Origin of the sequence: Dehalobacter sp. DCM, from assembly GCF_024972775.1 — a bacterium.
Classification (GTDB): Bacteria; Bacillota; Desulfitobacteriia; order Desulfitobacteriales; family Syntrophobotulaceae; genus Dehalobacter.
Genome location: NZ_CP092282.1, coordinates 2821404 through 2835098, shown reverse-complemented (window position 1 = coordinate 2835098; position 13695 = coordinate 2821404). Strand labels below are relative to the sequence as shown.

At 41.9% G+C, this 13695-nt stretch carries 13 protein-coding genes; 8 read left to right on the top strand and 5 right to left on the bottom strand.

Annotated elements, in window-relative coordinates; genetic code table 11:
• The first annotated feature begins 147 nt into the window (after positions 1-147).
• The gene (locus tag LPY66_RS13155; RefSeq protein WP_337984785.1) at positions 148-306 is read left to right on the top strand and encodes a hypothetical protein; all 159 of its coding nucleotides are present in this window, start codon (positions 148-150) and stop codon (positions 304-306) included.
• Positions 307-567: 261 nt separating this feature from the next.
• Positions 568-1569, top strand: a complete 1002-nt coding sequence (locus LPY66_RS13150; protein ID WP_337984784.1) for a methyl-accepting chemotaxis protein — start codon at positions 568-570, stop codon at positions 1567-1569.
• A gap of 166 nt (positions 1570-1735) precedes the next feature.
• Here LPY66_RS13150 and LPY66_RS13145 read toward each other — a convergent pair whose 3' ends face one another.
• From LPY66_RS13145 to LPY66_RS13135, 3 genes are all read right to left on the bottom strand, one after another.
• Entirely contained in the window at positions 1736-2716 is a 981-nt protein-coding gene (locus LPY66_RS13145; RefSeq protein ID WP_337984783.1) for a uroporphyrinogen decarboxylase family protein, read from the bottom strand.
• A gap of 55 nt (positions 2717-2771) precedes the next feature.
• On the bottom strand, positions 2772-3404 hold the full coding sequence (locus LPY66_RS13140; RefSeq protein WP_337984782.1) for a corrinoid protein: 633 nt from the start codon (positions 3402-3404) through the stop codon (positions 2772-2774).
• Positions 3405-3591: 187 nt separating this feature from the next.
• Positions 3592-4395 carry a methyltetrahydrofolate cobalamin methyltransferase gene (locus tag LPY66_RS13135; protein ID WP_337984781.1) on the bottom strand — a complete coding sequence of 268 codons (804 nt, stop codon included), beginning with the start codon at positions 4393-4395 and terminating at the stop codon, positions 3592-3594.
• Between the two features lie 660 nt (positions 4396-5055).
• Between LPY66_RS13135 and LPY66_RS13130 the strand changes: the two genes are divergently transcribed.
• Together LPY66_RS13130 and LPY66_RS13125 are read left to right on the top strand one after the other, a co-directional pair.
• Complete coding sequence (locus tag LPY66_RS13130; protein WP_337984780.1) at positions 5056-6408, top strand: MFS transporter; 1353 nt, start codon at positions 5056-5058, stop codon at positions 6406-6408.
• A gap of 377 nt (positions 6409-6785) precedes the next feature.
• Positions 6786-7445, top strand: a complete 660-nt coding sequence (locus tag LPY66_RS13125; protein WP_337984779.1) for a TetR/AcrR family transcriptional regulator — start codon at positions 6786-6788, stop codon at positions 7443-7445.
• Between the two features lie 57 nt (positions 7446-7502).
• Here the strand turns inward: LPY66_RS13125 and LPY66_RS13120 are convergent, their stop codons facing one another.
• Positions 7503-8288 (bottom strand): DUF169 domain-containing protein, encoded by a 786-nt coding sequence (locus LPY66_RS13120; RefSeq protein WP_337984778.1) that lies wholly within the window; start codon positions 8286-8288, stop codon positions 7503-7505.
• Between the two features lie 26 nt (positions 8289-8314).
• Positions 8315-9106, bottom strand: a complete 792-nt coding sequence (locus LPY66_RS13115; RefSeq protein ID WP_337984777.1) for an SDR family NAD(P)-dependent oxidoreductase — start codon at positions 9104-9106, stop codon at positions 8315-8317.
• A 335-nt stretch (positions 9107-9441) separates the two neighbouring features.
• On the opposite strand from LPY66_RS13115, the gene LPY66_RS13110 reads away from it, so the two are divergent.
• The 4 genes from LPY66_RS13110 to LPY66_RS13095 all read left to right on the top strand — a co-directional run bounded on the left by LPY66_RS13110 (position 9442) and on the right by LPY66_RS13095 (position 13695).
• A complete protein-coding gene (locus LPY66_RS13110) occupies positions 9442-10536 on the top strand; it encodes a GGDEF domain-containing protein (RefSeq protein WP_337984776.1) in 1095 nt (364 codons plus the stop codon).
• A gap of 249 nt (positions 10537-10785) precedes the next feature.
• Complete coding sequence (locus LPY66_RS13105; RefSeq protein WP_337984775.1) at positions 10786-11727, top strand: alpha/beta hydrolase; 942 nt, start codon at positions 10786-10788, stop codon at positions 11725-11727.
• Entirely contained in the window at positions 11724-13013 is a 1290-nt protein-coding gene (locus LPY66_RS13100; protein ID WP_337984774.1) for a hypothetical protein, read from the top strand. Before LPY66_RS13105 ends, LPY66_RS13100 begins: the two co-directional genes overlap by 4 nt.
• Before the next feature lie 13 nt (positions 13014-13026).
• Positions 13027-13695 carry a DUF6320 domain-containing protein gene (locus tag LPY66_RS13095; protein WP_337984773.1) on the top strand — a complete coding sequence of 223 codons (669 nt, stop codon included), beginning with the start codon at positions 13027-13029 and terminating at the stop codon, positions 13693-13695.

Sequence of the window (13695 nt, the reverse complement as noted above, 5' to 3'; positions counted from 1 at the left end):
TGTTTTGTGCCCGGTATGAGTAAAAAGGGATATTGCCTGGAGGTGTTGATGGCGTGAACCTACCGGAGGAATTCTGATTCTTTATCACGAAATTTGCCATCTGCTCCGTAATCACTGCGAAAGGATATTAGACCCACGCTGGGTAATATGGCTGTGGATGCAGAAATTAATGAAGATTTGCTGCGGGAAGGCATACAATACCCTTACACCTTGGCCCCCTGTCGCCCGCGGGGTATGAAAGTGATCGTTGCTCTGTGCGGGGAAGGCAGCGCGCCCGAGTGGGCCGATGTTATTCAAATTTACTGAGATTATTGACCTGACAAATGGATATATGTAAAAAAGTTCTATTATTACTTTAAGATTAGTATTGCATTCCTAATCACTATTTTGTATAATTCGTGACATATGGCGTCTGTCATATTAATATTTAATGGCAAAGCGGCCTTAAAAGTTGTCGACAAGCAGCGTTGACTTCTTTTTAAGGTTTTTTATTTGTAGGATAAAACTGAAACAAAATTAAAGCAGCAATTGATTAATGTAGATTATTAGTATGAGGGGGACAGCTTAATGGGGAATCAAAACGACAGTCTTATTGATGCATCTGTTTTACTATTGGAACTAAAAAACGCTAATCAGCAAATGAGCCATGTTATTCAAGCAATTCAAGACATTGCGCAACATACAAACCTCCTGTCCCTTAATTCAGCTATTGAGGCTGCGAGAGCCGGGGAGGCCGGTCGGGGGTTTAGTGTTGTAGCCGATGAAATCAAAAAATTAGCGGTACGAAGCTTGTCCTCAACCAAAGAAAGCACGGAAATCATAGAAAACATCCAGGAAAAGGCCAATCAGGTGATGGCTGTACGGACAGCGGATGTCGCTTTTGACACCATTGACAAAATCGATAGGAATCTTTTTGAACGAAACTGCGACGCGCAGGCGTGGGCCGGCTTCGACAAAGTAAGAAATTGTCTCAGTGATGGTAATCATGTAAGGGAAGCCAATTTGCTTTTGAAAAAGCTAGTGGATATCTATGAAGTATATTTTGATCTTTATGTTTTAGATACTAATGGAACAGTTATTGCTGCCGGCGTTAACAGCGGGCTAATCGGCAGAGACATGTCTGCTGAGGATTGGTTTAGAGATGCTAAGATGGCAAACACCATTTCCGTTAGCGATCTTTACCTGGATCCAATGGAAAAGCGGCATACTGTAGCGTATACTTGTCCGATAAAAAATGATGAAGGCAATGTTATTGGGTATTTCTCGACCCGTTTTAATTGGGATTTTATCTATGATATTATTGATTCAGCGCGAATTGGGCAAAAGGGAGATCTGTTTGTTATTAATCGGGAAGGATTTGTCATAGCCTGCCGAGACCGCCAAGGCATTCTGCAAAAGAATCTGAAGCATTTGGAGGCTGCACGCCGTGCTATTCAGGGAGAATTGTACGGATATGTTTTTGAACAAAAAAATCAGGGACAAGTTGTTATCTACGGATATGCTCATACGAGCGGATACAATGCTTATCGCGGCAAGGATTGGTCCGTTATCATCAGTGAAACAATATAGTTGCTTCCCGCAGCCGATTAAATAAGCCTCAGTTTGAAATAATTATTATTTGGTGTCTGTATCTGCCTTGAAACAAAAAATGTTAATAATAAGGGATTGATGATATTGCTTTTCATCAATCCCTTTACTGTTACAGAGGAAACGAAACTGTTTAACATATTCCATACTAGAACATGATTTTACTCATACGGTCAATTTCTTCATTTGTAGCTTCATAAACACCGGGGAAGGAGCTCACACCCAGACCTTGGCTGGCACCTGGGATAAAGTAAAGCTTTCCGTTATTTCTGCACGCTCTTTCTACATGCTGCGCAATATTTTCGCGTGTCCAGCCCGGGTAGTCGATAACACCGCTATCGATATCGCCCATAAACGTGATCTGGCTGCCGTATTTTTTGACGAGTTCCGGCGTATTATTGGTGGTCATAACACCCTGCCAGATATCGATTCCCATTTCGATCATAAAGGGAACCAGATTAGCACCGTAACTGTCGCTATGGTGGACAATCAGTTCAACACCGTTCGCTTTGTAATAACCATACACTTTTTTATAAGCCGGTAGGATAAATTCTTTAAACATATCCGGTGACAAGAAGGAATTTTTCTGGCTGCCCCAATCATCATGGTGGAACAGGGCATCCGGATGCAAGTGGTCAATAAACTCTTTGGCAAGTCGAAGCTCAAAATCAACAAGGTAGTCAATCAGTTCGTGCATCGCTTCTGGTTCTTCATAGAAGTTCATTAAAGCGTCCTCCATACCCATCAGGTAATGAAGATGCTCAAAGATTCCAGGGGCAACGAAAATTGTTGCAAATTGCTCATTACGATCGATTTTGGCGACATCGGCTTTGGCTTCTTCCCAGGCTGCATCGGGATAGATCAGATTGGGAGCCTTGACCGTTTCCCGCCATTTGGTGATGTCTTTTACGACTTTATGATCCTGATCATGAACAGGGAAAGAACCAAGCTGGCCCTCGGGCCACCGGAGAGTAACGCCCCATTCGTTCTTGATTTCTCCGCCTACAGGGGGTTTCAAACGGGTAATGGGTGTTTTTAAGATCATGGCAAACGCTTCGTATTGTTTGACAAAACGATCCGGATTACCACCCTTTATTACTTCTACTAAATTTTGTCTTTTGGTTAACATGGATTCGTCCTCCCTTATATTTCTTATGAAGACTGATTATTTAGTAGTGTATCTCTTACGCTTTAACCAATTCAACCGCTTTAACAGCAGCACTTCCGGCATCCGGAGCAAATCCGTCCGCACCGATTTCCGTAGCGAATTCCTGGGTCACCGGCGCTCCGCCGACGATGACTTTGAATCCGGGAAGTCCGCTGCCTTTAATGGTCTGTACAGCTTCCTTCAGCGCAGGCATGGTGGTGGTCAGAAGACCGGAGCAAGCGACTAAGGTGACGTTTTGATTTTCTTTGATGGCATCGATCCATCTGTCTGCCGGGACATCAACTCCGAGGTCAACCATGGTGAAGCCGGCGCTTTCGATCATCATGGAAACGAGGTTTTTACCGATATCGTGCAGGTCGCCTGCGACAGTGCCGATAATGCAGGTGCCTAAAGAGTTGGAGCTGTCTCCAGCCATTAACGGTTTTAAGACGTCAACGCCTTTAGCCATGGCTTTAGCAGCCATCAGCATTTCCGGAACAAAGATTTCGCCGGTGGAGAATTTATCGCCGACAACGCTCATGGAATCAACCATGCCCTGAAGAATGTCTTTGGCTGCACTGCCTTCGTCTAGTGCTTCCTGTACCAGACCCGGTACCAATTTCGTTTTTCCTGCTTCAACCATTGCTTTGACTTCATCAATTTTTGCCATTTTTTAGTTCCCCCTAAATTTATATTTTTATTTATTGATTAAGGTTTACCTAATGAACAAATAGGTTGCTTGATTATGGTATCACTGTATGAACAGATAACCAGACTACGGTGAGGTTACTTAAAGGTTACTTAAGGTTATTTAAGGTTACATAAGGTTGATGATGTTACATGATGTTACAGTGAGATTATTTCTTCTGCCCGAATTTGGATTCTCTGAAGGCACCGATGTATTCCATGCAATATTCGTCCTGACCCATAAGCGCTTCGGTAGCGAAGATCATCCCCAGCAGGTCCTGATTGGTCGGGTCGATGATACCACTGTCCATACCGGCATTCATGGCCAGTACCAAGAAAGCCTGATTGACGAGCTTCCGTGAGGGCAGGTTGAAGGAGACATTGCTGCAGCCGCCGGTAATATGAATGGCAGGGTATTGCTGTTTGATTTCTTTCATGACGTCGACGATCATGTTGATGCCGTCTTCGGATGTGCAAAGCATTTCAACCAGCGGGTCGATGTGCAGACGGGACGGAGCAATGCCGAATTCTTTCGCCCGTTTCATGATGTTGGTGAAGACTTCGAGACGTTTTTCCGCCGTCTTGGAGATGCCGCTGTCATCATTGAGCAGCGCGACGCATTCCCATTTGGTATCCGCGATGATCGGGAAAATAACGTCGATCTTGTTGCCTTCGCCGGATACGGAGTTAATCAGTCCCGGGCGTTTGCAGAACGGAATAGCGGCAACAATGGCCTGTTCATTGGGGCTATCGATGCAAATTGGGGTATCGGTCACTTCCTGAACTAGGTCGATGAGCCATTTCAGGGTCTCAACTTCGAGGCTGACATCGGTGGATGCGCAGACGTCGATAAAATTAGCTCCGGCATCGGTCTGGATTTTGGCCAGGTTGCGGATGAAATCTGCATTCTTTTCCGCGATGGCTTTGGCGACGGATGGAATCGCGCCGTTGATTTTTTCACCAATAATAATCACTTTTAAAAACCTCCATTTTTTCATTAATATTATTTAATTAATATTTTTTATCTATGTATTTCTATTATTTGATGTTTGTATGCCTATTATTTGTATTTATGTAAGTTTGGATTTTGAAAGTTAGGACTCATGGTAAATTTGATTAGTATTCTTATAAAATTATAATACAATATCTAAATATTGAGAACAATGAGAATTTATGCACTATAGTAAGAATTACCGTATTTACTAAAATGATTGTAACCATAATGAAAGAGCATGTCAATATAGATTATCTATAAATTAGTAAAATGGTGATAAGTTACTAAAATAATATTGACAAAATGCCCGTATAGAATTAGGATGTTGGTAAAATAATAAAAAATACTAAATTAATAGTAATGACTGGCCAATTCTGGAATCGTTGTTTAACAGCTTGGATATATCGGTTAAAGGAAGGAAGAGTACCTTACAGGAGACATTTCTTTAGACGTTGTATCTTGATACGGTTGCTTCCTGAGTTAAAAAAGAAGAAAGGAGAAGAGCGTATTAAAAGAGAGATATCAACAAATAATACGCAATGTGGTATCCATAGCTGAGAAATAATAAGAATATTGCGAACACGCAAGGACTAATCTGTTATGATCCATAAAAAAACGATGTAAGTATGGGAGGACGTTTATGGAAACAAGATTAAAAAAGTCAGTCATTAACCTTTACGGGTTACCCTCATTTGGTTTTCAGCTATTTGTCAACATGGAAGTATTTTATTTTGCTGCGTTTATGACCGATTATGCTAAATTACCCATAGCCTTAGTCGGAACGGTACTTCTTATTACCAGTATTTTTGATATTGTATGGGTCCCAACAGCGGGTGTCATCCTAGAGAAAAGTAATTTGCGATGGGGAAAATACCGCTCGTGGCTGCTAATAGGACCGCCATTTGCTGTCATCTTCTTTATCTTGCAGTTCTCTAAGGTGGGCTCCCCAACGCTCAATGCGGTAATTATTACTGTTGGCTTTGTCGTCAGCCATTTAATATGGAATATTTTCTATGCCGGACATATTGCCTTAAATTCTTCAATGACAACAGTCAGAGAAGAAAGAATTGCTATGGGGTCCAATAGGGGGATGTTCAATGGTCTGGGCGCTATCACTTTTTCGTTAATCGGGTTACCTTTAATTATGTTTTTTGGTAAAGCTTCTCCCGGGAATGGTCATATGCTGACCGTTATTCTTACCGGTATAGCCATGGTACTTTGTTACTATGTATTGTTCTTCCTAACAAAGGACTATGCTTACCATGGAACAGCGGTTGCAGGGGCCAAGCAGGAAAAGATGCCGATTGGGCAAATACTGAAGCAAATCGTTGTTAATCCACCGCTTATCGGCTTGATGCTGGGTGAGTTGGGGAGATATCTTGGTCGGTTTGTTATTTTCGGGTTGGCATTCTATTATTTCAAATATGTTGTTACCAATCTTACCGTGTTGACGATTTTCTTTACCGGATTGAATGTGGTGATCTTTGTCGGTGCGTTTTTAGCCAATCCAATCGCCAGAAAAATTGGCGAACGCACAACGTATATCATTTCCGTAAGTATCTTTATTCTCTGTCTGCTGGCTATCTGGGCATTCCCGATGAACTACATTTCCTTCATGATAGTCATGTTCATTGCTTACATCGGTTACGCCATGCCGGACGCCTTATCCGTACCGATGTATTCATCCACCGTGGATTACGGAGAATGGAAGACAGGAAAGAATGCCAGGGGATTTATTATGTCTTTGATTAGTTTCCCCATTAAAACGGCTATTTTTGTCCGGAGCGTTATTATTACCGCAGTGTTAGCCGGAGCAGGCTATGTTGCCAATATGCCAACGACGCCTGATTTGGTTGCTGGCATTAAAAACGGGATTACGTTATACCCAGCGATTATCATGCTTATTGGCTTGATTCTACTCATTGTACTTTATCGAATTACACCGCAAAGTCTGAAGAAAATGCAGGAAGAAATTGCAGCCAGAAAGGCATAATAAAAATCCAAAACAAAAGTTCAAAATAAAAGACAGCCAGGTCAATGCACCATGAAGCGATTGAAGAGAGATGACATGTTTCATCTCTCTTATTTATTCACGGAGGAATTTATGCCGCGGTGCCATGGATGGCAAGGAGCGGCGATTTTTCTTTTTGCCTCCAATAAAGGAGATGGTACCCCAAATTAGCCATCGGTTTCAAATTTGGGGTATTTATTCCATGGATGAATTAACGCCGCGGGGTCATGAAGCCCAGTAAAAACGTTGAAGTTTGATCGGGGAGAAAAAAAGGAATTGTATCGTCCAAGTATTGACGTATTCAACAAAATTATGCTATATAATAGGTTAATATGATATAAAGACAGGCAGTGGATTAAGTGGAACATGACAAAATGTATCAAAAGGGAATAGAGACAAAAGATAAAATTGTAGCGGCTGCTAAAAAAATATTCTACGAAAAGGGATACAAGAATAGTACCATAAAGATGATCACAGAAGAAGCTAACGTTTCTCTGTCAGCAGTGCCTTATTATTTTAGAAAAAAGGATGAAATTGTAAAAGATATCTATAATGAGTATCTCGAGAAAATTTACATTCTTCTCCAAGAAAATATCCCGGAAAAAACGGATAGTTATTTAATGCATTTTTGTGCATCGAAGATATATTATCATATCATTCTTGATGATGAAAAGAATCGCCGTTTCTATTATGAAATTGGCGTCGCTGAACCGAATTATCAACTGACGTCTCCTTTTATTGATAATGTTTATGACAATTATGCCAAAGATTTTAATATTCACTTAACAGATCTTCAACGACAGCTGATGCGAATTTCTGATGGCGGAGCCCGCAGAGAAGTATTTTACCGCTACTTTAATGACATGCTGGATATTTCTGTCGATGATCTTATCGATTATATAACATCACTTGCTGGTACATTGATCGGTATCCATTTATCCGTGGCTGAAAAGTACAGCAAAAAATCCACAGAATTTGTCAAGTCCTTGGATTATTCGCATATTAAATTATTAGGATAAAAACAGGGCCGTCTTCGACATGTTGAAGACGGCCCTGTAACGTAATCATCCAAGCGGTTACTTCTTTTTAAGAAGACCGGCATCAATTGTTTTCTGGTGCAGATTGGCGAGGATGGCACTTTCGTGTTTGGTCCAGAGGTCTCTGCCATATGTCCAGGCTGGAAGAACCCACGGCATTTCCTCAAGATTTTTAACAATAGTCGGAATCCAGTTATATGGCACGGAGACGATGACTAATCCTGCAGGATAGACTTCTCTTGCTCTCATTCCAAAGCTCATGCCGGTCATAACAAAGTTGACTTTTTGGGTGATGAAAGGATAGGAATACAGCCACGAACATTGGAGAATCGGTGTGAAGCGGGACTCATACATCTCACCGGTCGAATAGGCCATGGCACGGAGAATCAGTTCGGCTTTCTCAGGCGGGGCAACAAAAAGCATGATGTCCGGCTCAAAAGTAAGCTGGGATAATTTCGAAAAGACAGCATAGTTGGCCGTGCCGTATTCAAGCATTTTATAGTGTTGGATACATTTCATATTCGCCCGGCGTTCCTGGAATATACCCATACCTGGATCTTCTCCGATTAATCCGGCTTCTCCCCAGGTTGGGCCTTGCATCATACCCAAGCAGCCTTTACCCGCACAGTCCTCATTTTCCGCTGTGATATAAAACGGTTTATCTTTTTGCTCGGCTATTTTGGCCATTTCACAAAGGGAATAAGCCTTATCTAATTGTTCGAATCCTTCCGGTTTGAAGAATTCATATTTGACAGCGATCGGTTCTCTTGCCAATTCCAGTTTTTCAAAAATTGACAGGTCTTGTTTTAAAGGCATCATGGTCATTACTCTTACCTCCAAAATATATTTTTTTAACGCGATAGCTCGTAACCGCTGTCCATGGTATTGATCGATCCAGTCATATTTTCAGATGCGTCAGAAGCTAAAAAGACAGCCAAGGCACCGAGTTCCAGAGGATATGTGAATCTTCCGGTTGGGCAGCGACTGATCCACATATCGACAATTGCCTTCATTTCGGGATCGTCCGGTGGATTATCAGCCTCAACAAAACCTGGGCATATGGAATTGACTCGGATTTTATGAGGCCCGAATTCAACAGCCAGGCAACGGGTAAGATGGTCAACGGCAGCTTTAGCCGAACTATAGGAACAGGTATTTTGCGGAATATTGACAATGTGTGCCGCATTGGAGGATATATTGATGATACTTCCGCCGCCGGTCAATTTCATTTTCTGGGAAACTAACATAGCCATAATGAATACGCCGTTTAGATTCACATCGATGACATCATACCAATCTCGAAGGTCATTGGGGTCCATTTCCAGGACATTGAACCAACGGAATATTCCGGAGTTATTGACTAAAATGTCAATTTTTCTGTAATCTTCAAATACGGCTTCGACGACGGATTTAGCTTGAGCGGGATCGGTAACTGTTCCTTGGTAAAATCGATGGTTGCCGCCGTAGGCTGCTAATTCCTCAAGGACCTTCTTTCCGGCCTCCTCATCTCGGGCCATAATGGCAATATCTGCCCCGCATTGCGCCATAGCTGTTGCGATACCTCTGCCAATACCACGGTTACCGCCTGTTATCAAGGCGGTTTTGCCTTTCAAGCTGAAGGCGTTTTCCATACTGGTGATCATTTTCTTCGATACCCCCTGTTTATAATGTGACGTCCGAAAAACTACGATATGATGTACTTATGCATTTTATGTGCCAATATTAGGGTTCGGAATAAATGGCGCCAGTCGTAAACGGCTAATAAAAGATGTTTCAAATGTGATAAAAAGCATTGCGTTTCTATCAGAAAATTGCAATTATGCAAATATTACGAACAGAATTTAAAAAGAGGGTATTTAGTACTATCTTTCATTATTATTCGATCTGAGATATACTCAAGAGTGAAAAAATATAACTGATGATGATACCGATGATTTTGATAAGCTTATTTATCGATAAAATTCTTAGGAAGGTATCTATGGAAAATTCAATTAACCGTATGGCAGAATTCAGAGACAAACGCGTGGAAAAAGAATTTCATCTCGATGAGGTTAACAAAGGTCTAAGATTTAGCCGGAATACTGTCTTGGTATTCAGCATCACCAATTTCCTGTTTGTCATTTTGGACTATCTTTACCTGGCGTATTCGGATCTATCGATCGTCATTAATAACTCCCTGGTCCCCCGGTTAGTTGTAGTCCTATTGGCAATTGGTGTATATGTTATGCTAAAAAAGCCAAAAGATCCCGCTTTTGCTATACGGTCAGTGCTTGTTTATGCGATGAGCATGTACTTGATTCACGAATACATCGCGGTTCATTTCGCCCCGGTTGATTTAATATTTGAAGTATTTGACATTGTTTTAATCACTTTTGGTCTATTTGTGATACCGAATCGATGGGTGGAAAATGTATGTACCTCGGTTATTTTAACCATCATATTGGTGGTGCTCTCTCCGTTCACGATGCCGGGCATGGCTGAAGGTACAAAGGTAATGATTACGATCTATCTGTTTTCTCAAATACTGGTAGTGAGTATACTAATGCACCGAATAAATGTTCAAAAACGGCAGAATTATCTGCAGCAGCTGCGGCTTGAAGCACTCGCCCGAACGGATGCATTGACAAATACTCCGAATCGAGCAGCGTGTGATCGAACCTTAAAAAATCTGTGCACCAGTCATGCCGGCTTTTCACTCATCCTTTTTGATATTGATGATTTTAAGCAGATCAATGACAATTATGGACATATTATCGGGGATGATGTGATCATCCGAATTGTTAATGCGGTAAAAAATATTGTCAGACAAGATGACATTGTCGCGCGCTGGGGCGGGGAAGAGTTTATTATCATCCTTCCGGGTACATCACTGGATATCGCTATGGAAATAGCTAATCGTACGAATGAGTTTTTATCAACGATAAGGCATGGTATAGTCACGGAAAGAGTGACAGCCAGTTTTGGAGTTACCGAGGTTAAAGCCGGTGATGACACAAAATCGATTATTAATCGCGCAGATAAACTGTTATACTTGGCAAAAGAGTTTGGCAAGAACAGAGTGATCGCCGGTTAAACGCCGGCTTATACTAATACACAATACGTGACAATAGTGTTACCGTATACCGTCATGAGAGGTAGGTGTAGACACTTTTTGATAACCTTCTCTTTGTGCTGCTATCATGGATTTCTGCCCTTTTTATTAGGAGAGAACTGTACAATATGGAGAGATCGCCTATCGTCCAGATGCGAGTTTGCTTATGGCTATGACCATCGACTATAATAGAGGAAGTAATGATGAACGAAAGAGAGAGGGAAATAGCGTTTGAAACGATCAACATTAAGAGTCATTAAGATGCTATCCCATCTTGATATTCATATTAAACGGACATATAGAATCTATAGAAAAATTCAAAAGTTACTGAATCCACAGGTAAAGACACGATATCATTTGCTGGACCATCGAATCTTGGTAGAGCACAGGGAAGTGCCGGTTCGAATTTTTCGCCCCGAAAATCACGAAACGACGAAGTCCTTGATTTTTTTTCATGGCGGCGGATGGGTCACGGGCAATATCGATTCCTATACGCCGATTTGTACGCAGCTGGCTAACCAAACCCAACATAATGTAATCTCTGTGGATTATGCGTTGGCTCCGGAGAATCCCTTTCCGGCCGGCCTTGAAGAATGTTATCGTGTTACCCGGGAGATATTTCTGAACCCTCTGTTACTGCCATGTTGCCACGATGACATCACCTTGATCGGAGACAGCGCCGGCGGGAACCTGGCAGCGGCCGTATCACTTATGGCCCGGGATAGAGGAGATTTTCTGCCGAAACGTCAAATTTTGATATACCCGGCTACCTATAACGATCATAGCTCTCATTCTCCGTTTGAATCCGTTCGCACAAACGGAAAGGATTATATCTTTACTTCCAAGCGAATACAGGATTATATGGATTTATATATTCAAAATGACGAAGACAGATCAAACCCTTACTTTTCACCACTGCTGGCGGAAAATCTCTCCCAACAACCACAGACATTGATCATCACTGCCGAGTATGACCCGCTGCGAGATGAAGGTGAGATGTACGGGGTACGTTTAAAAGATTTTGGCAATTCGGTCATGGTGCACCGTATATCTGATGCGCTGCATGGGTTCTTTTCATTTCCGTGGAATAAAGAGGCGTTGAAGGAATGCATCATGATCATTAATGCTTTTTTGAACAATGAAAAAACAGCGTCAAAGAAGGAGCAGGAATGAAACAAGCGAAAAGAGCGGAATGGGCCAAGCTGGATAATGCGTCAAAGATTTTTCCGGCGACGTGCAATAATAAAGATACGAAAGTATTTCGGATTGCTTGTGAACTCCATGAGCCAGTTGACGCTGCTTTTTTGCAGGAGGCATTGAATACGACGATTGAACATTTTCCTCTATTTAAAGCTGTTTTGCGGAAAGGAGTATTCTGGTATTATTTTCAGCAAAGCGATATCCCACCGTTAGTAGACAGTGAATCGACACCGGTATGCGCACCGATTTATATAAATGGCAGACGAAATTTGCTTTTTCGTGTCTCTTACTTTCATAACCGAATCAATTTGGAAGTATTTCATGCTCTGTCGGATGGAACGGGTGCAGCGTGGTTTTTGAAGACCTTGATCCATCATTATTTGTGCCTTCGACACAAGGAGACTTTTGTAAGCAACCCCGTTAATCTCAACTATCGCGCATCCGTCAGCGAACAAATGGCCGATAGTTTTAGAAGATACTTCGTGGGAAATGAATTGGATATTATGCGCTTTATCAACAAGGATTCTCATGCAAAAAGGCAACCCCGTGTTTTTCACCTTCGGGGTTCGAAGCTGGAAGAGAACAGGATGAAGGTAATTGAAGGCACCATGTCCACCCAAGCGGTCTTGAACATCGCTCATCAATACGACACAACTCTTTCAGTATTTTTTACCGCACTGTTTCTTTATTCTATATATCAGATTATGCCAGTCCGAGAACAGCAACGGCGTATCGTTCTGTCTGTGCCGATTAATTTACGTAAGTATTTCGTTTCGGTTACAGCACGGAATTTCTTCAGCACGATGAATATAGCATATGATTTCAGGGGTAGTAAAATTGAGTTGATTGATGTAATCAAAAGTGTTAAAGCACAGTTTCAAAGAGAATTGACGGAAGAAAAACTTCATGCCCATTTGAACCAGCTTATGTCGATCGAAAAGAACATCTTAGCGCGGATCGTGCCGCTGCCCATTAAGAATTATGCGCTACGTGTGGCCAGTAGTATCCGAGACAAGGGTATAACTGGTTCGATATCTCATGTTGGTGAAATTACATTGCCTTCAGAATTCAAACCGTTTATCCGTCAGTTCAGTATCTGCAGCAGTTCGAAAGGACCGCATATCACAACATGTTCTTATAATGATCGCTACCTTCTGACGTTCTCTTCACCATTTCAGGAGACCGAGCTCCAAAGAACATTTTTTAACCTGCTTGCAGAACGGGGAGTCGACATTGAAATCACGTCGAATCTTACTTAGGAGGACCATCGGAATGCCATATTGTAATCACTGCAAAGTCAGCATCAGAGGAAACAGGGAAAGATGCCCTTTATGCAGAAATATTATAGCTATAGAAAGTGATACATCTGATTGCCGGGAAATATTCCCGGCGATACCGCCTGTGTTTGAACGTAACCTTGCCCTCCGCATTATGATTTTTTCTACGGTTGTCGCCATTGTCGTCTCTTTGGTCATCTATGTACTATTTCCTTCTGATGTAAAATGGCCGGTGTTCGTCTTACTCGGTTTAATTAGCATGTGGCTTAATCTATTTGTGGTTTTGCGAAAGCGATACCATATATCTAAAAATATTCTCTGGCAGGTTGCTATCTTGTCGATTCTTTCAATTTTGTGGGACTGGGGCACCGGGTGGCACGGCTGGTCGCTGGATTATGTGATTCCCTTCATATTTGTTGCGGCCATGCTGATTATGTATGTCACAGCCAAAATAATGAAAATCAGCGCCAGAGATTATATCACGTATTTACTGCTGGACGGTCTGCTTGGAATTGTTCCCATTCTTTTTATCCGCTACAACCTGGTCGAGGCTATCTATCCTTCCGTCTTATCGGTGGCGATCAGTGTCATATCGCTATCGGCAATATTCATATTCCAGGGAGACTATATTAAGTCGGAACTAATTAAAAGAATGCATATTTAA